Annotated in this window: 24 protein-coding genes, 1 tRNA gene and 2 pseudogenes; 5 read left to right on the forward strand and 22 right to left on the reverse strand. The window is 43.3% G+C overall.

Going from position 1 to position 18981, the window contains the following annotated elements:
• Positions 1 to 13: 13 nt before the first annotated feature.
• The 4 genes from DACSA_RS17555 to hisF form a co-directional block, all read right to left on the reverse strand.
• Positions 14 to 86 (reverse strand) — tRNA-Ala (locus DACSA_RS17555).
• Between the two features lie 65 nt (positions 87 to 151).
• Complete coding sequence (locus tag DACSA_RS17560; RefSeq protein ID WP_015231030.1) at positions 152 to 334, reverse strand: hypothetical protein; 183 nt, start codon at positions 332 to 334, stop codon at positions 152 to 154.
• An 81-nt stretch (positions 335 to 415) separates the two neighbouring features.
• Complete coding sequence (locus DACSA_RS22690) at positions 416 to 547, reverse strand: hypothetical protein (RefSeq protein ID WP_269544635.1); 132 nt, start codon at positions 545 to 547, stop codon at positions 416 to 418.
• 526 nt (positions 548 to 1073) lie between these two features.
• Positions 1074 to 1847 carry an imidazole glycerol phosphate synthase subunit HisF gene (gene hisF, locus DACSA_RS17565; protein ID WP_015231031.1) on the reverse strand — a complete coding sequence of 258 codons (774 nt, stop codon included), beginning with the start codon at positions 1845 to 1847 and terminating at the stop codon, positions 1074 to 1076.
• 32 nt (positions 1848 to 1879) lie between these two features.
• On the opposite strand from hisF, the gene ruvB reads away from it, so the two are divergent.
• Positions 1880 to 2932 (forward strand): Holliday junction branch migration DNA helicase RuvB, encoded by a 1053-nt coding sequence (gene ruvB / locus DACSA_RS17570; protein ID WP_015231032.1) that lies wholly within the window; start codon positions 1880 to 1882, stop codon positions 2930 to 2932.
• A 51-nt stretch (positions 2933 to 2983) separates the two neighbouring features.
• On the opposite strand, the gene DACSA_RS17575 is transcribed toward ruvB, so the two are convergent.
• From DACSA_RS17575 to DACSA_RS17585, 3 genes are all read right to left on the reverse strand, one after another.
• On the reverse strand, positions 2984 to 3343 hold the full coding sequence (locus DACSA_RS17575; RefSeq protein ID WP_015231033.1) for a HepT-like ribonuclease domain-containing protein: 360 nt from the start codon (positions 3341 to 3343) through the stop codon (positions 2984 to 2986).
• On the reverse strand, positions 3303 to 3623 hold the full coding sequence (locus tag DACSA_RS17580) for a nucleotidyltransferase family protein (RefSeq protein WP_015231034.1): 321 nt from the start codon (positions 3621 to 3623) through the stop codon (positions 3303 to 3305). Before DACSA_RS17580 ends, DACSA_RS17575 begins: the two co-directional genes overlap by 41 nt.
• 88 nt (positions 3624 to 3711) lie before the next feature.
• Positions 3712 to 3912, reverse strand: coding sequence for a hypothetical protein (locus tag DACSA_RS17585; RefSeq protein WP_041235574.1), 201 nt, complete (start codon positions 3910 to 3912; stop codon positions 3712 to 3714).
• Between the two features lie 84 nt (positions 3913 to 3996).
• Between DACSA_RS17585 and hisG the strand changes: the two genes are divergently transcribed.
• Positions 3997 to 4653 (forward strand): ATP phosphoribosyltransferase, encoded by a 657-nt coding sequence (hisG, locus tag DACSA_RS17590; RefSeq protein WP_015231036.1) that lies wholly within the window; start codon positions 3997 to 3999, stop codon positions 4651 to 4653.
• Between the two features lie 137 nt (positions 4654 to 4790).
• Here the strand turns inward: hisG and cydB are convergent, their stop codons facing one another.
• A complete protein-coding gene (cydB, locus tag DACSA_RS17595; RefSeq protein ID WP_015231037.1) occupies positions 4791 to 5807 on the reverse strand; it encodes a cytochrome d ubiquinol oxidase subunit II in 1017 nt (338 codons plus the stop codon).
• Positions 5808 to 5809: 2 nt separating this feature from the next.
• Positions 5810 to 7240, reverse strand: a complete 1431-nt coding sequence (locus DACSA_RS17600) for a cytochrome ubiquinol oxidase subunit I (RefSeq protein ID WP_015231038.1) — start codon at positions 7238 to 7240, stop codon at positions 5810 to 5812.
• 417 nt (positions 7241 to 7657) lie between these two features.
• Here DACSA_RS17600 and DACSA_RS21815 point away from each other — a divergent pair, with 417 nt between their 5' ends.
• The gene (locus DACSA_RS21815; protein ID WP_071880341.1) at positions 7658 to 7870 is read left to right on the forward strand and encodes a hemerythrin domain-containing protein; all 213 of its coding nucleotides are present in this window, start codon (positions 7658 to 7660) and stop codon (positions 7868 to 7870) included.
• 343 nt (positions 7871 to 8213) lie between these two features.
• On the opposite strand, the gene DACSA_RS17615 is transcribed toward DACSA_RS21815, so the two are convergent.
• The 13 genes and pseudogenes from DACSA_RS17615 to arsB all read right to left on the reverse strand — a co-directional run bounded on the left by DACSA_RS17615 (position 8214) and on the right by arsB (position 18368).
• The gene (locus tag DACSA_RS17615; protein WP_015231039.1) at positions 8214 to 9170 is read right to left on the reverse strand and encodes a F0F1 ATP synthase subunit gamma; all 957 of its coding nucleotides are present in this window, start codon (positions 9168 to 9170) and stop codon (positions 8214 to 8216) included.
• 259 nt (positions 9171 to 9429) lie between these two features.
• Positions 9430 to 10950 carry a F0F1 ATP synthase subunit alpha gene (atpA, locus tag DACSA_RS17620; RefSeq protein WP_015231040.1) on the reverse strand — a complete coding sequence of 507 codons (1521 nt, stop codon included), beginning with the start codon at positions 10948 to 10950 and terminating at the stop codon, positions 9430 to 9432.
• Positions 10951 to 10988: 38 nt separating this feature from the next.
• Positions 10989 to 11552, reverse strand: coding sequence for an ATP synthase F1 subunit delta (gene atpH, locus DACSA_RS17625; protein WP_015231041.1), 564 nt, complete (start codon positions 11550 to 11552; stop codon positions 10989 to 10991).
• Entirely contained in the window at positions 11549 to 12094 is a 546-nt protein-coding gene (locus DACSA_RS17630) for a F0F1 ATP synthase subunit B (protein WP_015231042.1), read from the reverse strand. Before DACSA_RS17630 ends, atpH begins: the two co-directional genes overlap by 4 nt.
• A 43-nt stretch (positions 12095 to 12137) precedes the next feature.
• A complete protein-coding gene (locus DACSA_RS17635) occupies positions 12138 to 12626 on the reverse strand; it encodes a F0F1 ATP synthase subunit B' (protein ID WP_041235576.1) in 489 nt (162 codons plus the stop codon).
• A gap of 79 nt (positions 12627 to 12705) precedes the next feature.
• Positions 12706 to 12951 (reverse strand): ATP synthase F0 subunit C, encoded by a 246-nt coding sequence (gene atpE / locus DACSA_RS17640; protein ID WP_015231044.1) that lies wholly within the window; start codon positions 12949 to 12951, stop codon positions 12706 to 12708.
• A gap of 119 nt (positions 12952 to 13070) precedes the next feature.
• On the reverse strand, positions 13071 to 13820 hold the full coding sequence (gene atpB, locus DACSA_RS17645) for a F0F1 ATP synthase subunit A (RefSeq protein WP_015231045.1): 750 nt from the start codon (positions 13818 to 13820) through the stop codon (positions 13071 to 13073).
• Between the two features lie 51 nt (positions 13821 to 13871).
• A complete protein-coding gene (locus DACSA_RS17650) occupies positions 13872 to 14297 on the reverse strand; it encodes an ATP synthase subunit I (protein WP_232225124.1) in 426 nt (141 codons plus the stop codon).
• An 85-nt stretch (positions 14298 to 14382) separates the two neighbouring features.
• Entirely contained in the window at positions 14383 to 15276 is an 894-nt protein-coding gene (locus tag DACSA_RS17655; protein WP_015231047.1) for a serine hydrolase, read from the reverse strand.
• 366 nt (positions 15277 to 15642) lie between these two features.
• Positions 15643 to 16071 carry a photosystem I reaction center subunit II PsaD gene (gene psaD, locus DACSA_RS17660; protein WP_015231048.1) on the reverse strand — a complete coding sequence of 143 codons (429 nt, stop codon included), beginning with the start codon at positions 16069 to 16071 and terminating at the stop codon, positions 15643 to 15645.
• Between the two features lie 310 nt (positions 16072 to 16381).
• Positions 16382 to 16777, reverse strand: a complete 396-nt coding sequence (gene arsC, locus DACSA_RS17665) for an arsenate reductase, glutathione/glutaredoxin type (protein WP_015231049.1) — start codon at positions 16775 to 16777, stop codon at positions 16382 to 16384.
• A 4-nt stretch (positions 16778 to 16781) separates the two neighbouring features.
• Positions 16782 to 17208: pseudogene (locus tag DACSA_RS17670) on the reverse strand (hypothetical protein).
• Complete coding sequence (gene arsB, locus DACSA_RS17675) at positions 17205 to 18368, reverse strand: ACR3 family arsenite efflux transporter (RefSeq protein ID WP_015231050.1); 1164 nt, start codon at positions 18366 to 18368, stop codon at positions 17205 to 17207. Before arsB ends, DACSA_RS17670 begins: the two are co-directional and overlap by 4 nt.
• A gap of 244 nt (positions 18369 to 18612) precedes the next feature.
• Here arsB and DACSA_RS17680 point away from each other — a divergent pair, with 244 nt between their 5' ends.
• A complete protein-coding gene (locus tag DACSA_RS17680; protein WP_015231051.1) occupies positions 18613 to 18840 on the forward strand; it encodes a hypothetical protein in 228 nt (75 codons plus the stop codon).
• Positions 18824 to 18907: pseudogene (locus DACSA_RS23145) on the forward strand (type II toxin-antitoxin system YafQ family toxin); the annotation flags it as partial. The gene DACSA_RS17680 and the pseudogene DACSA_RS23145, both read left to right, overlap by 17 nt.
• Positions 18908 to 18981 lie beyond the last annotated feature (74 nt).

The raw sequence follows: 18981 nt of genomic DNA on the forward strand, positions 1-18981 counted from the left end.
TTTAGTTGTTTAATGGAGCTAAGCGGACTCGAACCGCTGACCCCCTCAATGCCATTGAGGTGCTCTACCAACTGAGCTATAGCCCCGCGAGTAAATACTATCTTCCCTTGTTTGTCTTCGTTTTGTCAAGGGTTTCCCTGAAAAAAAGCAATCAACCTAAATAGCCTAAACAATTTTCCATCATTACGGAGGAAAGCATAATGGCTGCGGCGGCAAGTGCGACTAATGTTCCAGCTAACATCAGGGAGAATTCTTGGTATTGAACCCCTGATTGCATTAAGTGTAATGACCAAGCCACGAGGGCGACATCAAAAATGAGAATAAATAACAACATATTTAACAAAATGTAACAATTTATCTCTATCTTAATACATAAATCCCTAGATTTGTTTGTCAATCTGTGTAATGACAGACATTATCCCCACACCCAGAGAAGCCAGAAAAGGCGAAATTTTTTTTCAGGGGTGGCGCTCGATCGAGCTTTCTGATAAAGTATTCGTAGATAATGGGAAGTGTTGCCAATTTTAGAAAACGCCCCTGAAATCAAGGAAATTCGTTTTTAATATCCCCCCTCCCCGTATTGACAAGCCTCGATCGAGCATAAGGATTTAAAGAGTTATCGAAGAGTAACCATAGAGAAAGTTAGTGGTTGAAATCTAGAAAATATGGTACGCAAACGAATCCTCATGTTGAATAAAGCATCATTCCTATTCCACGATACCTTTTTCGCCAATACCAAATCACAAATCAAGAGAAGCCAGAAAAGGCGAAAAATTTTTTTTTAGGGGTTGCGCTCGATCGAGTTTCCTGATAAAGTATTCGTAGATAATGGGAAGTGTTGCCAATTTCAGAAAACGCCCCTGAAATCAAGAAAATTCGTTCTTTATATCCCCCCTCCCCGTATTGACAAGCCTCGATCGAGCATTGGATTTTAAAAGATAATTAAACAGTAACCATAAGGAAAAGTATTGGGCAAAATCTAGAAAATATGGTATGCAAGCAGAGTTTTAAGTTGAATAAAACATCATCCCCAACCTCCAGACCAGGAGGGGGGATCAACCTTGTTATTCAGGTTAGGTTGGACGCACGGAAACCCCTTGTTTTCCTAGATAAGTTTTAATTTCGCTGACGGTAAGCTGTCCATAATGGAGTAAGGAGGCTAAAAGGGCGGCTTCTGCTTTTCCTTCAGTGAAGGCTTCACAGATATGAGCGACGTTTCCAGCGCCTCCAGAAGCGACGACAGGAATGCTTACTGCGTCACTAATACAACGGGTTAATTCTAGGTCATAACCTGCTTGTGTGCCGTCAGCATCCATGCTGGTGACTAACAGTTCTCCCGCGCCCCGTTTTTCTACTTCTTGCGCCCACTCGATCGCGTCTAGCCCCGTGTTTTCCCGTCCGCCGCGTACATAAACGTCCCAACCTGGGCGATCGAGATCGTCTCGTCGTCGTGCGTCAAGGGCAATGACGATCGATTGTTTTCCGACTTGGGCGCTGGCTTGATTGACTAAATCAGGATTTCGCACTGCTCCCGAATTAATACTGACTTTATCTGCTCCTGCTCTTAACAAATTCTTAATATGGTCTAAGGATTGAATCCCACCGCCAACGGTGAGGGGAATAAATACTTGTTCGGCGGTGCGTCGCACAACATCGAGAATGGTGTCTCGTTGTTCGTGGGTGGCGGTAATATCCAAAAATACCAATTCATCGGCACCCGCGGCATCATATCGCTGTGCTAATTCTACGGGATCACCCGCATCGCGAAGATTAACAAAGTTAATTCCTTTCACCACTCGCCCAGCGTTAACATCAAGACAAGGTAAAATGCGTTTAGCTAAGACCATTTCGATTTTTCCTATATTACTGCTCAAATATTATGGCGATTAGACGCTCCTCGGAACAAGGAAACCCCCCACAACAACCGCCAAAGGAGAGAAAGCCACGCAATGAGTTATTACAAAGCAATCCGACGACAGAGGAAACGAATAGTAATGAAGACTCACTGCGTCCACAACGCCTTGCTGATTATATCGGACAAAAGGACTTAAAGGCGGTTTTGGCAATTGCGATCGAAGCGGCGAAACAACGGGGAGAAGCAATGGATCATCTGCTATTATATGGTCCGCCTGGTTTGGGAAAAACCACAATGTCTCTGATTTTGGCAACTGAGATGGGGGTAAACTGTAAAATTACGGCGGCTCCTGCTTTAGAGCGTCCGCGAGATATTACGGGATTGTTGGTGAATTTGAATCCGGGGGATGTGTTGTTTGTGGATGAGATTCATCGCTTAAATCGGATTACGGAGGAGTTGCTTTATCCCGCGATGGAGGATGGACGGTTGGATATTACGGTTGGAAAAGGACAAAGTGCGAAAACGCGCAGTATTCCTCTACCGCCGTTTACACTGGTGGGAGCGACGACACGGGTGGGATCGTTGACGGCGCCGTTGCGCGATCGATTTGGGATGATTCAACGGTTACAGTTTTATGAGTTGGATGAGTTGACGGAGATTGTTTTACGCACCGCTCAAGTTTTGGAAACGGAAATTGTCAGGGAAGGGGCGATCGAAATTGCCACTCGATCGCGCGGTACGCCTCGCATTGCTAACCGTCTCTTAAAACGGGTGCGAGATTATGCACAGGTGAAGAATTTGGGGGTGATTGGTGCTGAGGTGGCAGCGGAGGCTCTAGAATTGTTTCAAGTGGATCAGATGGGGTTAGATTGGACCGATCGGTTGCTTCTCAATACAATGATTGATCAGTTTCACGGGGGACCAGTGGGATTAGATGCGATCGGAGCGGCAACGGGAGAAGATCGGATCACCATTGAAGATGTTTATGAGCCTTATCTACTCCAAATTGGTTTCCTACAACGCACACCAAGAGGGAGAATGGTGACAGACAAAGCAATGAAACATCTGGGGTATTAATTTGGTCAATCTCCCTTGAACCGAAGGGGGAATCAACTGTCACCTGACTTTTCACTCAATATTATTTTCTAAATTTTCAGTTTCGAGAATGGTTTCAATGCAACTTTGAAGAGGATCAAGTTTAGTTTGAATGATATCCCAAACCACTTCATCATCAATAGAGAAATAAGCATGAGTAATAATATTGCGAATCCCAATAATATTTTTCCACTCAATTTGTGACTGTCGGTTTCTGATGTCCTCTGGAATTTTCTTAGTTGCTTCTCCAATAATTTGGAGATTGTAAACAACCGCATCAAAGGCTTGTTCGTCCTCTAAAAGTTCGCTTTGTGTTTTGTGAGACATATATTGTTTGATCTTTCTGATACTGTTAAGAATATCTTTGAGATATAGTTGAATGCTCCTTGACATAGATTGCTTCTTTGAGAACTTGTTCAGTAATTTGGGACTTCAGGGAACGTCGCGTCACTAAATCTACATTCTTATTAAAAAGGTCTTCTAAGAAAAACTTTAAACCCATATATCTATCTAAAGTGGCAGCCCCTTCAAATTCCACAAGAAAATCGAGATCACTATGGGAGGTGGCTTCATTACGGGCTGTAGAACCAAATAAAGCGAGAGATTTCACCCCAAACTGATTGATTTCTTCTAAATGTTCTTTGAGGGTAGAAAGAACAATTTGGCGGTTCATTGCATCTGGATCAGATTTTGCCAATTATAGTTGATGATTTTAGAAGGTCATCCTATCTTACTATTGCCCATTGCCTATTGCAACCGCGCTATAGTTGAGATTTTTTATTTAGTGCCTCCTGTTGGGAAACTGAAAGTTTTACCAAATAAGGATTTGAGGCGATTAAGTTCAGGTAAAAATGCAAGTTCATTAATTGTTCAATCGTCAAAATCTTGCCTCTTGCCTCTTGCCTTTTGCCTTTTGCCTTTTGCCTCTTGCCTTTTGCCTCTTGCCTTACTAAACCAACCAATGGACTTTTTCAGGAGGCACTATTTAAATCTGATTCACCTGATTGTGATAGGATGACTCTCTGGTCTAGGAAGTGCAAAGAATAATGATCACTGTTGCTTTACCAAAAGGGGCGTTACTAGAAGAGAGTATTCGCTTATTTCAAAAGATTGGGTTGGATTTTAGTGCGTTTAATGATTCTAAAAACCGCGCTTTACAGATTGTTGATCCCACCAACACGGCGAGGGCGTTATTAGTGCGAGCGTTGGATGTTCCTGTTTATGTGGAATATGGACAAGCACAATTGGGAATTGTTGGTTATGATGTGTTGCGAGAAAAGACTCCGAAAGTGGCTGATTTGGCGGATTTACAATTTGGTTACTGTCGGTTGTCAGTGGCGGTAAAATCTGATAGTAATTATCAGGAGTCTCGTTCTTTACCTGCTCATGCGCGAGTGGCTTCTAAGTTTGTTCAGTGTGCGCGAGAGCATTTTCATGGCTTAGATTTACCTGTGGAAATTGTTCCCCTCTATGGTTCGGTGGAGTTGGGACCGATTACTGGGATGTCGGAAGCAATTGTGGATTTGGTTTCTACTGGACGCACTCTCAAGGAAAATGGGTTGGTTGAGATTGATTTGTTGTTTGAAAGTACCGCTCATTTGATTGCTCATCCTTTGAGTTATCGCCTCGATCGAGGTGATTTGTCTCATTACTGTGATCAGCTTCGAGAATTGACACCCCAACAACAATCAGTGACCAGTTAAGTGAAGTAGGGTGGGCAATGCCCACCCTACAAGATGTAACATCTACTTTTTAAATTGGTATGACCAGTAGTTCTCAAACTTAATGAGTAAAAGTGAAAGATTGATCGATCATTAACTCACTGATCACTGATTACTGGTCACTGACCACTGTAATCGCTGCTTCTGACTTTGCCGCGAAAGACTACATATTGGTAGATGTTGTATGCCAACATGATCGGAATTAAGAAGCCGATAAAGGTCAACATAAAGACTAACGCACTGGGATCGGCCGCCGCTTGGTAAACGGTGATCGATCGCGGAATAATGTAGGGAAAGACGATAATTCCTAACCCCAGAAACGAGAGAAGAAAAATCAAAACTGTCCAAACAAAGGGCGCTCTTTCTTGTTGTTGATTCAAACTTCGTAACAGTTGGAACACGAAGAAAGCCCCTAATAGGGGAATCGTGGCGAAAATGTAAAGAAACGGCGGTTCAAAAAGGCGCGATCGCGCTTCTTCGAGGAAAATCGGTGTGGTAATGGTAATCAGTACCGCACCGATTAAGGTTGTAATTGCTGCAATTTTTGCGGTGCGATAATGAGTCTGTTGTAATCCTCCTTCGGTTTTCATCACCAAATAAGTTGACCCACTTAACACATAACCTTGAATTAAGGTTAAAGTTACTAAAATCGAAGGCAGACTTAACCAATCCCAAACACCGCCGATAAAATGTCCGCTTTCATCGACGTTAATTCCCGTTAAAACGCCTCCTAAAGCAAATCCTTGTCCAACGGTTGCCAGTAAACTCCCCAAACCAAAGGCAGCATTCCAGAAAAACTTGCGTTCCGAATGTTCTCGAAACTCAAACGCCACCGCACGAAAAATAAACCCAAATACCATCATCCAAATTGGAATGTATAGGGAACTCAAAATCGTGCTGTAAGCCAAAGGATACGCACCAAATAACGCTCCTCCCATCAAGACTAGCCAAGTTTCATTGGCATCCCAAACGTTGCTTAAACTGGTCATTAACAAGCCACGGCGTTCCTCGTTAGAAGCCGTTAGGGATAAAATTCCTACCCCTAAATCAAACCCATCAAGGGTGACGTAGAGAAAGAGAAATAAGGCAAGAATGACAAACCAAACTTGCGGTAAGAAATAAGCGAGAGTTTCCATGACTAATTTTCCACAGGGCGACGATCGGGTGTATGCTCAACAGGAGTCGGTGCTAAGGATTCTTTGGGAATCGGTAGATCAAAGTTGGGGCCTTGACGAATGATGCGACTGCCAAAATAAAGGGCGGAAATCAACAAGAGGCTATACACACCTGTAAACGCTAACAGAGAGGTGAGAATTTCTTGTGGCGGCAGGTTAGAGGCAGCGTCAACAGTGCGGATTTCTCCGTACATCGTCCAAGGTTGTCGTCCGACACAGCGCACAATCCAACCCGATTCGATCGCAATATAACCCAATGGTGCAGCAAACATCCAACCGATGAGTAACCATTTTTGATTCCCAATTTGTGGCGGTGCGAGTTTTCCTCGTAACCATTGTATTACGGTTACTGCCATTAAACCTGCGAGAAGAAAGCCAATTCCCACCATGATCCGAAACGAATAGTAGATTAAGCCTACCATGCCAGGACGATCTTCAGGTTTCCATTCTTTTAACCCCTGTACGGGTTCTGATAAATTTTGCTTAAATTCTAGAATGTATCCTAAACCATTGGGAATGGAAATCTCCCAGTCGTTGCGTTCGGCTTTGGTGTTAGGAATGGCGAGTAAACTCCAATCGGCGGGTTGTCCTCCTGGGGCGGTTTCCCATTGCGCTTCCATTGCTGCCATTTTTGTCGGTTGTCGGTGATATACCTGTTCGCCGCTAAGATGTCCGATGTAAATTTGTAAGGGAGCAACCGCGATCGCGCAGGCTAAAACAATCTTAAACGATCGCGCAAAAAACTGTTGATAACGTTCATTGCGACTGAGAATATACCACGCACTAATGCCGCCAATGACAAACAAAGATGTTTCTAGAGTGGCAAAAAACATATGGAGAACACTATTCACCATAAACGGGTTAAAAATGGCTTGGAAATAGTCTGTCACCACAAACTTCCCATCTACAATTTCACCGCCAGCTGGGGTTTGTAACCAAGAATTGGCGGTGAGAATCCAAAATGTGGATAAATTCGCCCCAAAGGCGACCATAATCGTTCCCATGTAGTGAATGACAGGGGGAACTCTTCCCCAACCAAATAGCATAATGCCAAGGAATCCCGCCTCTAGCATAAAAGCCATCGAGGCTTCAAAGCCCAAAATGCTACCAAAAAAGTCTCCGACGGCTTCTGAAAACGGCGCCCAGTTCGTTCCAAACTGAAACTCCATGGGTAAACCACTGGCAACACCAATGCCAAAATTGAGGACATAGAGTTTTGACCAAAATCGAGCATGATAGTAATAGTCAGGGTTACGGGTTTTTAGCCACATTCCCTCGACTACCACCAAATAAATTGACATTCCAGTCGTTAACACGGGCCACAACATATGGAAAATTGCGGTTAAAGCAAACTGCATCCGTGATAAGACAACCGAGTCTGATAAAAAATCCATTGTTCCTCTCGTCAGAATGATTAAGCACTGTTACATCTTATCTAGAAGTTTCGCTATTTATTTCTGTATTTAAACAAGTTTTAGGGTTTGACAGAGTGTCGTTCGATCGATTTCAGGAGTTACGCACTTGCCCCTAAATTCCGCAATTCTGGTGGACTTTATGAGTTTATCCCCTCAACTTTGGCGGATTAGGGGAGCGAAATTCATTCAACTGTGTAAGTCTTGGATTTTTTCTGATTCGTTAATTTTACTGATAAAAATCCATCTTTCTCGTTGCGGTGAATGGCTGTGGTTTCTCCTCAAATTACTCTTTAATTCTGATTTGTTTACAATAATTAATTCCGCATTTTTACGGAATTTAGTCAGAGTTTTTTCGATTTTGAATGATTTGTTTTAAAATAAAATTAGCAGAAAAAAGTGGAACATTTCGCCATGGAAGAAAAGCTGATGCGTGAACAGGAATATCCTTCCTATCAAGAACATAAGAAAATCCATGACAAATTGACGGGAGAAGTGAAGGAAATTGCCGATAAATTCGCTGAGGGCGATCGATTTGTGACGATCGAGTTATCTCATTTTCTTACTAGATGGTTGATTCACCATATTATATCAGGTTCGCTCAATCAATGATAAAAAGTAGGTTGGGTGTAGCGAAGCGAAACCCAACACCAATTATAAACAATTACCCGAACCTGATATTAAAGGTCAAGATCAAAAAATGATTCGCTTTTTCCGAGAAAAAAATACGTTAGGGAAAGAAATGAGTCCCGTTTAAGTTCTCTGATTTCTTCTGATTTGAGCGATGATTGTTAATCAAAAATAACGGTGACCAATGACTAATTGAATGTTGGGTTTCGCGTAGAGACGTTCCATGGAATGTCTCTACCCAACCTACATCTACTCAGGACGCTAGATAAAAACCTCTCCCACAAGGAGAGAGGACAATAAGAGAAGGCTTGGTTTCTAAAATGAATTAGCCACCGAGGGCTTCTGCGCCACCAACCACTTCTAAAATTTCTTGAGTAATGGCGGCTTGACGTGCTTTGTTATAGGACAAGGTAAGGGTTTTAATCAATTCTGTGGCATTATCGCTGGCGTTGTTCATTGCAGTCATCCGTGAGGCTAATTCGCTGGCGGCGGATTCTTGCAATGCTCGTAATAATTGGTTGTTTAGATACAGTGGAAGCAGTGCGTCTAAAATTTGAACGGGGTCTTGTTCAAAAATCATGTCTCGTGGGAAGTCTTGGGTACGAGTTTCGCTTTCTACGGTTTCTCGTTCAACGTCAAAATCGCCGCCTCTGGTGGTTAAACGGAAGATTTCATCGTCGGAGACTTCTAATCCTTGCGGATCAAGGGGCAGCAAGGTTTGAATCACAGGACGAGAACTGATTAAGGAGACAAATTTGGTATAAATTAACTCGACGCGATCGACGCTTTCCGATAAGAATAAGGATAACAGTTGATCGGCAATGTTTGAGGCTTCTTCTGCGGTGGGAATTTGTTCGAGGTTGGTGTAGCTTTCTGCGATCGGGGCTTGACGACGTTTAAAAAATTGACTCGCCTTGCTACCCACTAATACATATTTGTAATTAATTCCTTCTGCTTCTAATTCTTGCGCCCGTTGACGCGCTCTTTTAATCACATTGGCATTATAAGCACCACACAAGCCTCGATCGCCTGTCACGACCAATAATCCCACTGTTTTTACTTCTCGATTCTCCAGTAAGGGCAGATCAACATCTTCAAACCGCAGCCGCGTTTGTAAATTATAAAGCACCTGTGCCAACCGATCGGCAAAAGGACGAGTGGAACTGACCTGTTCTTGCGCCCGTCGCACTTTCGCTGCTGCCACAAGACGCATTGCTTCTGTGATTTTACGAGTATTTTTAACTGAACCAATCCGATCGCGGATTTCTTTTAAGTTTGCCATAATTTTTTCTGCTTATAATACGGTTATTTCTTAGTTACCATTTCAGTTACCAGTTAAGCAGTTACCATTTCAGTTACCAGTTAAACAGTTACCAGTTACCAGTAGTTCTCAAACCTCATTAGTAAAAGCGAAAGATTGATCGATTATTGATTCACTCTTCACTGATTACTGGTCACTGGTCACTGGTCACTGGTCACTGATTCCTGATTACTGATTACTGGTCACTGGTCACTGGTCACTGATCACTGATTCCTGATTCCTAATCCATCGAAGCCTTAAAGGTTTCCTTGTATTCCGAAATCGCTTCTTTCAACAAGGTTTCTGCTTCTTCCACCAGTTTTTTCTTGTCACGAATGATCTCAGCAAACTGCGGTTTATTGTTGGTGACATAATCCTTTAACCCTTGTACAAAGTCATTGGCTTTTTCCAAAGGAAGGTCATCGAGATAACCATTAATGCCAGAGTAAACCACTGCAATTTGTTCTGTCACGGATAAAGGAGAGTTCTGAGGCTGTTTGAGCATCTCCCGTAAACGTTGACCCCGTGCTAATTGTTTCTGGGTGGCTTGGTCTAAATCGGAAGCAAACTGAGCAAATGCTTCTAACTCAGAGAATTGAGCCAATTCTAGCTTCAGTTTACCCGCTACCTGCTTCATGGCTTTAATTTGTGCCGAAGAACCGACACGGGAAACGGAAATCCCCACGTTAATCGCTGGACGGAATCCAGAGTTAAATAAGTCTGAGGAGAGGAAAATTTGTCCATCGGTAATGGAAATCACGTTAGTCGGAATGTACGCCGAAACGTCCCCTGCTTGGGTTTCAATAATTGGCAGTGCGGTCATGCTGCCTTCCCCTAATTCCTCATTGAGTTTTGCCGCCCGTTCTAACAAGCGAGAGTGGAGATAGAAAACGTCTCCTGGATAGGCTTCCCGACCTGGAGGACGACGGAGGAGAAGCGATAGTTGACGGTAGGCTTGCGCTTGCTTGGTTAAGTCATCATAAATGACCAAGGTTGCTTTGCCTTGATACATGAAATACTCGGCAATACTCGCACCTGCGTAAGGCGCAAGATATTGTAAGGTTGCAGGATCACTGGCATTCGCTGCGACAATTACGGTGTAATCTAACGCACCGCGTTCTTCTAAGGTGGCGGCGACTTGTGCGACTGTGGAGGCTTTTTGCCCGATCGCGACATAGACACAAACCACATCTTCTTCTTTTTGGTTAATAATGGTGTCAATGGCAACGGCGGTTTTTCCCGTTTGCCGATCGCCAATAATTAACTCCCGTTGTCCCCGACCGATCGGGATCATACTGTCGATCGCGGTAATCCCGGTTTGCATCGGTTCATACACCGATTTCCGTTCAATAATTCCTGGCGCTACTGATTCTAATAAGCGACTGGAATCGCTTTTAATCTCACCTTTCCCATCAATGGGACGGGCTAAAGAGTCAACAATGCGACCTTTTAACGCTTCACCCACAGGAATCTCGGCGATGCGTCCAGTGGATTTAACGGAACTTCCTTCTTGAATCCCGCGACCACTACCCATTAACACCGCACCCACGTTGTCTTCTTCCAAGTTTAGGGCGATGCCAACTGTACCGTCTTCAAATTCCACTAATTCCCCAGCCATGACTTGATCTAAGCCATAAATCCGAGCAATACCATCACCGACTTGTAACACGGTTCCCACATTGGAAACTTGTACGCTTTGATCGTAGTTTTCAATCTGTTGACGAATAATGCTGCTAATTTCGTCTGGCTTGATGCTAACCATAATTCCTTTACCCTTACTGTTTCATCAACTTTTGTTTTTTATGAGACTGTGGTTTCAAGGCTGAAACCAATGCGACGCAGTTGTCCTTTCAAACTGGCATCGAGAACTTGTGAACCGACTTTAATCACTACTCCACCAATTAAGCTGGGGTCAAGTGTGGTTTCTAATTCCACGTTTTGAGCATTGGTCATGGCTTTGACTCTTTCTTTGACCCGATCGCGCTGCTCGTTGCTTAACTCGGTGACCGATGTCACTTCCGCTAACACCGTCGAAGTGCGATCGCGCACTAAAGCCAAAAACTGTTCCAAAATCCCCGTTAAAAAAGCGGTTCGTTTCTTATCCACCACCAACTGTAAAAAGTTCACCAAGTACTGATGTAATCCTTCGCCAGTAATGCGACGTAAAACCGCCTTCTTATCATCAATTTTAATCACAGGATTAGCTAAAAACTGCTTTAAATCCTGTGAACTTTTCAACGCTGCGAGTAACTCTTTCGCATCATTCCCAAAGCGTTCGATTAAATTTTGAGAATCCGCCAAAGACATCAAAGCCGAGGCATAAGGTTCAACCACCTCAGCACTCATCAAAGTATTTTCTCTCATCTCTCTCCTCCTAATTGGGCTAGAGAGCGGTCAATCAACTGCTCTTGTGCTGATTGATCCAAATTATTTGTGAGTTCAGACTCCACTTTTTTCAGAGCCAAACGAGCAATATACTGTTTAATTTCTGTTACTGCTCGTTCTCGTTCCGCGTCTAAATCCTGCACAGCAGCTTCCTTGATCCGCTCCACTTCTTTGGCATTTTCCGCCAAAATACGCTCTTTTGCTTTTTGAGCGCTTTCTTGGGCTGATTGACGAATATTCTCGATTTCTTTTTGGGCTTCTGCGAGTTTGCGTTCCGCTGCTTTTAAGTCTGCGGTTGCTTTTTGCGCTCGTTTCTCAGCATCGGCAATCTCTTCTTCAATTTCAGAGCGACGTTGTGAGAGATTATTTCCCAAAAATTTACGACCAAAGAAAAATAAAACGGCGATAATAATCGCTAAGTTAATAATATTGGTCTCAAGAATATCAAAATTGAGTCCAAAGCCTTCCTCGGTTGCTTCGGTTGCTTCTGCGAGGAAGTAAGAAAACATCCCCATGATCATCTAATAATGTCCTTTTATCGTCTGTTTGTCTTTCTTAACGGTCTTAGCGTTTCACTAAGTCCGCACCGACTAATTTTTCCAAAATTTGCCGACTGAGGGTATCCACTTGGGACTCTAGGGACTGGAAAGCCTGCTCTTTTTGCTCTGTAATTTCGGCAGTGGCTTTTTCCCGTTGCGCCTGTACCTCTTGTTGCGCTTGAGCAACATTTTTCGCAGCTTGTTCTTGCGCCTCAGCTTGGGCTTGAGCAATCATTTCTTGAGACTCACGACGAACCTCTTTTAACTGTTCGTCAAATTTTTGAGCCAATTCTTCTGACTTTTTCGCATTTTCCTTAGCTTCATTGAGGTTTTTGCGAATATACTCAGCCCGTTCATCTAAAACCTTTGTTAAAGGCTTAAAGAACAAGACATTCATCAAGGCGACCAAAATCAAAAATTGAATCGCCATCAAGGGTAAGGTCGCATCAAAATCAAACAGTCCCCCTTCGGTTTCTGCTGCTTCTGCTGCTAGTAAAATCATCCAGTTTGTCATTTTTAGATGGTGATTGTCGTTTACGCTTACATCAATGGGCATGAGGATGGGACTGTCCCACCCTCAAGACTTTTAGGGTTTACGCAAAGGGGTTAGCAAAGAGTAAAACCAGTGCTACAACCAGACCGTAAATCGTTAACGCTTCCATAAATGCTAAGGACAGCAAGAGAGTCCCGCGAATTTTGCCTTCTGCTTCGGGTTGACGAGCAATCCCTTCTAACGCACGACCAGCAGCGTTTCCTTGTCCTAAGCCAGGGCCGATAGAGGCTAAACCAACCGCGAGAGCAGCAGAGAAAACGGAAGCGAGAGCAGTTAAAGAATCCATAGTTTTTTTTCCTCGTTGTTAATTAAGGTGATTTGAGTGTCGATCGAAAATCCGTAAAGACGGATACTAACAGAATTGTCATGAAATGGGATTTTAAGCAAGTGTTTTGCACAAATTGCTTATTCTTCTTCCCCATGTTCGAGAGATTCCCCAATGTAGGCTCCTGCGAGAGTGGCAAAAATGAGAGCCTGAATTGCGCTGGTAAAGAGTCCTAAAGCCATAACGGGCAAAGGCACGAACAAAGGCACCAGTAGCACTAATACCGCAACAACCAACTCATCAGCAAGGATATTACCAAAAAGTCGGAAGCTGAGGGAGAGGGGTTTAGTAAATTCTTCGAGAATGTTAATGGGTAACAGAATCGGTGTGGGTTCGATGTACTTTTTAAAGTAACCGATACCACGTTTACTCAGCCCCGCATAGAAGTAGGCAGCGGAGGTTAAGAGTGCAAGGGCGACCGTTGTGTTGATATCGTTCGTGGGAGCAGCTAACTCGCTACTAGGAATTTCAATGATTTTCCAAGGAACTAGCGCACCCGACCAATTAGAAACAAATATGAACAAGAATAATGTTCCCACAAACGGAACCCAAGGGCGATATTCTTTTTCACCGATTTGGGTTTTGGCAATGTCTCGCACAAAGTCTAAAGCATATTCTAAAAAATTCTGCACCCCACTGGGAACTCGCGCCAGATTGCGAGTCCCGAAGAAACTGGCGATGAGTAAGATGGCAATGACGACCCAGGAGGTGATAAACACTTGTCCGTGAACTGTATAGTTGCCAACTTGCCAGTAGAAGTGTTCCCCCACTTCTAGTTCAGCAGCGAGGGGGAAAGCAGGGATGACGTTTAAGCCGTCTAACAAGGTCATGGAGCAAATTTCCCCGTAATCGAACACAATAAGTTTACACCGTTGACCCCTTTATTCTTGGAAGAGGGTCGTTTGGATAACGTAAACGATGATGGCTGCTTTGTAAGTCAAAAACCCAAGAAAGACTGGGAGAATCGAAAGGGTTTTAATTTGGGTAGCGATAATCATCACAGCGATAAAAATGCCGAGACGAGCGCCTCCCAATTGAAATCCACCGTTTCCCATCCCTTCAATATCCCGCGCTAAACGCCGAAAGTAGAGTAATCCTGCACAAGACCCCAGTAGGTAGTTGAGAGCCGTTGGCAAGCTATAAGCGACCCACACTGACGCGAAAATCACGACCGTTAAACCCAACATCACTAGATACAGGTTACGTTGGAGTTGATAATACTCCGTCATTTTTGGATCAGATGGTGTGTTTTCTGATGGGTTGGCAGTGGTTTCGGTGGTGTCTGGGGCTGACATCTGGGTACTCACGATTTTTTTGCTTAGTTTGGGTTGAGATTGATGACGTTACTTAAACGAACCACGAGAAATCATATCACGGTGTAGTAACAATTCTTTAATGTTTTTGGAATTTCTCTTTTTCTTTTTTAAGTGCGTCTAAAATTTGTTGGGAGATAAAGGGGAGTAATGCTCGATCGGGCGCTGAGGGCGGTCTCTGGGTAAACACGACCAGTAAATAGGGAGGACAAGCGGGGAGTTGAATATAAGCGCTGTCATGGCGCACCCAACTTGTCCAACCTGCTTTTGACCAGAGTTGTGCTTCTGGGGGGAGAATTTCGCCTAAGAAGCCTGTGATTTGATTTTCTTCGCCAGTTTCGGGAGGGGAAACAGGGAGGGAACGGGACAGTAATTCTAGATTGTCGCGCGATCGCGCCGTTTGACCTGTAATAATATTATGAAATAGCCTCGCCACAGCATCGGTGGTCAGTCGATTTTCATTTTCTCGGTTGTCTCCTAAAAAAGCCTTTTCTCTTCCGTAAGCGTCCTCTCCCCATGTTTTTTGATTGACATTGATCGGTTCTAATTCTTCCCAACGTAACGATTGAAAGTAACGGTTAACCAGATTCCGTTGCGATTTCCAAGTGAGGAAACCATTACGAGATAATTCGGGGCCACTGGTCGTTCCCGTTAGAGTATCAACCACTAAACTGGTTGCATCGTTACTTGAATTAATAATCATCTTCCGAATCGCGCGATCGAGTTCTGGGGAGTCGGCAATTATCCCTCGTTGTCGCCATTCTTGTACTGCGACTAGATAAAATAACTTCACCAAACTCGCCGCATAAAACACTTCTCCACCGCGATAATTAAAGCCCTGTAATTCCTCACCATACACCAACCAAGTTAAAGCAAGTTGATTTTTTTCTAAAGTTGGAAATGCTTTCCAAACCGTTTCTAAAACTTGCCATGCAATTTGTCTAAGTGTTGTCCCTTCTTGATAAAAAGCCATCATTCAAATCATTATTAAAATTCATCATAAGCGCGTTTATTAGTCTGCTGAGGTACAAACTGAGTCGGTGAATGTTATTCGTTATTCGTTATTTGGCAACTCATCAAAGAATAAGTAACAAAGAACCCCAATCAAGAATGTACCCCAAGAAGCGTGAAAACCGCTATATAGCAATCCCAAATGAATTGTAAATTAATCCCCCCTAACCCCCCAATGATCAGGGGGAACGGTTGATCAACTTTTTACAAATGAATTAGAACTGCTATATTGTAATCAATTGTCGTAAAATCTAGCGATATGATTCATAAAAAATCCCCAAACCAAAACGGCTGGGGATTTGAAAATTAGGAATTTATCTTGATGAAATTAAACTTCGTAAGGTTCTTTTCCAGAGAATTTAACCGTCGCTGGGTCAGGGTTAGAACCGATTTTTCGATCGATTTTACCCATGTAAGGACGACCTTCGTTAACATTTTCAGGAAAGACACCATCTTTAGGATGAAGATATTCTAACTCTCCATTGGGATAAATGCGGTAAATTTTGAAATCTTCAATTTTGGGTTTAAACTTAGTCCGCAGTTGTGTTCCCAATGCTAAACACTGCTCTTTGCGGGCAAAATAGAAAACATTTTCCCCTTCCCGCATGATCGCAGCGCCACCAGTGGGCATTTCAAACACTTGTTCTTGGGAGCTAGTCCAAGTAATACCATATTTTTCTTCGGTTTCGGCTGCGGTTAATAAGCCGCCAGTGCTTCCGCCAAATATAGGAGTTTGTCCAGAAAGTAATTCACTCATGATCAGTTTTCTAAAATAAAGACATTTATGGGAATGCTATCATTGCGACGTTGCAAGTTTAGTCGTTTTGTCAAGAACTGTTACAATCTGCTTTAATCAGTGACCAGTGACCAGTGATCAGTGACCAGTGACCAGTGACCAGTGATCAGTGACCAGTGACCAGTGACCAGTGATCAGTGACCAGTGATCAGTGATCAGTGACCAGTGACCAGTAGGCTAGTTGTAGGTTGGGTGAAGTTTACGAAACCCAACAGCAATCAGTAATCAGTAATCAGAAGTAGGTGAGGTGAAGGAGACGAAACTTAACAATTTAAGAATTAGTAATCAAATGTTCCACACGCTGTTTAATTTCGTCTCGCACGCGGCGGAAAGTGTCTAAAGGTTGTCCGTCTGGATCGTCTAATTCCCAGTCTTGAAACACCTCTCTTGTTACCCATTCAGGAGGTAAATTAACTCCACATCCACAGAGGGAAATTACGATGTTATAGTCTTCGGGATTAAATTCATTGAGGGGGTTTGAGGTTTGCTGAGTGATATCTATTCCGATTTCTGACATCACCTCGATCGCTGTGGGATGCACTCGTGAGGCTTCTAAACCAGCGCTGGCGACTTTGATCTTACCATCGCAGATCGTCGTTCGTGCGAATCCTTCTGCCATCTGGGAACGACAGGAGTTTTTTTTACAGACAAATATAAGGTTTTTCATGGTGTTAAGAGGTGGCTTTGTTGGCAGTTTCTGTAACTTCTTGCTGTGCTTTTTCTTTGCGTTCGCTGTATCGATCGGTGAGATAATCGACATGACCGCGCATGAGGAGAGTAATCTTATAAAGTTCTTCCATCACATCCACGACTCGATCGCGATAACGAGACTCTTTCATCGTTCCATCCTCATTAAACTCCTGATAGGCTTTCGCCACCGAAGATTGATTGGGAATCGTAAACATCCGCATCCAGCGACCTAATAACCGCATGGTATTAAGGGCCTTAAAAGACTGAGAACCGCCACTCACCTGCATTAACGCTAGGGTTCGCCCTTGTGTAGGAAATTCTGGCCGCTTCTTCGGCAAGTAAGCGGCTATACGATCGCTCTCTTAATGAACCATAAAGAAATAAAATTTTCGGTGGATGATTGCTCATGTGTTCTTATAATCTCCTTTAATACAACGGGGATCAAGTAAGGTGGCTTTATCGGGTTCGCGCTGAAACCAGAAAGCGGTTTTCTTACAAAATTCCACTAACATCAACATCACAGGAACTTCAATTAAAACCCCAACGACAGTGGCAACCGCAGCCCCTGAATTTAAGCCAAACAAAATCACCGCAGTGGCGATCGCAACTTCAAAGTGATTACTCGAACCAATTAAAGCAGCTGGGGCGGCATCTTCATAAGCAAAATTCAACTTCCAACCCGTGATGTAAGTAATCCAGAAAATAAAGTTAGTTTGGATGAAAAGGGGAACAGCGATTAAGGCAATATGAAAGGGATTTTCGACGATTACATCTCCTTGAAACGCAAAGAGAAGGATTAAGGTAAAAAGTAACGCTGCGGTGTTGATGGGGCTGAGATATTTGAGAAAGTAACGGTTAAACCAGTCTTCTCCTTTATTCTTAAATATCCAGTAACGGGTGTACATTCCCGCCGCTAGGGGTAAACCGACATAGATAATGACGGAGAGAACCATTGTTTGCCAAGGCACAACCATCTGATTGGCTTGTAATAACCAACCGCCTAACGGGGCGTAAATAAATAGCATGGCGAGGGAATTAATCGCCACCATGACAAGGGTATGTCCTTGATTACCGTAGGAAAGATAGCCCCACATTAAAACCATGGCGGTACAGGGGGCAATTCCTAATAAAATTGTTCCTGCAATGTAGGAGTCGGCGATCGCAATTTCTTGTCCGCCACGAACGATCTCTGTTCCTTCAATTAGTGGACGAAATAACCAGCCTAAAAAAAACTGGGCAAATAAAACCATGCTAAAGGGTTTCACTAACCAGTTAATCCCTAATGTCAGGAGTACCGGTTTCGGGGTTTTGGCGGCTTCTACGGCTTGGGAAAAGTCAATTTTAACCATGATGGGATACATCATGAAAAATAAGCACACGGCAATGGGAATCGAGACTTGATAAATTTGAATACTGTTTAGCGTCTGTGCCACTTGGGGAAAAGTTCTTCCCAAGATAATTCCACCAATGATGCAGAAAAACACCCAAACGGTTAGATAGCGCTCGAAAAAGGTCAGTTTTCCCCCTGCTTGCGGGGCGTTTTCGTTGGTTTGACTATTGAGGGTCATGTTGCTGATTTGCTACCCGTACCGTTCTAATATATCAAAAAAAGTTGATATGTAATTGCAGTTGATAGGTTAGCCCCCTAACCCCCAATTTTGGGGGAACTTAAAGTAGGGTTTGCCTTGCCCACCCTACTACTTTCTCAGGTGGCATTGCCCACCCTACTACTAATATATCAAAAAAAGTTGATATGTAATTGCAAACGATACCATTTTGAAAAAGTATTGTTATCGCAACGGCAAATTCGTTATGAGTCAAACGACGCAATTCAATGAGATTCTAGAAATGATTGATTGTCTTTCTCCTGATGAACAAGAAGATTTAGTTAACATTGTTCGGCAGCGGAGGGTTGAGCAAAGAAGAGACGAAATTGCGACTAATATCACTAAAGCGCAGCAAGATTATAAACAAGGTAATTTGTTTAGAGGAGGAGTTGAGGAAGTTATTACAGAACTTAACGATTGTTTTTCGGTTTGAGCAAAGTGAAACTTTAGAAGAAGAGATTCTTTTAATTGATATTGGTACTCATGATGAAGTTTACTAATATCATAAAGTCTGCTACAGATTTTCCCTTTCTCAGGTGATTTGATTTAAGAGAAAGTAGGTTGGGTGGAGGGA

The sequence above is a fragment of the Dactylococcopsis salina PCC 8305 genome (assembly GCF_000317615.1).
Taxonomy (GTDB): domain Bacteria; phylum Cyanobacteriota; class Cyanobacteriia; order Cyanobacteriales; family Rubidibacteraceae; genus Halothece; species Halothece salina.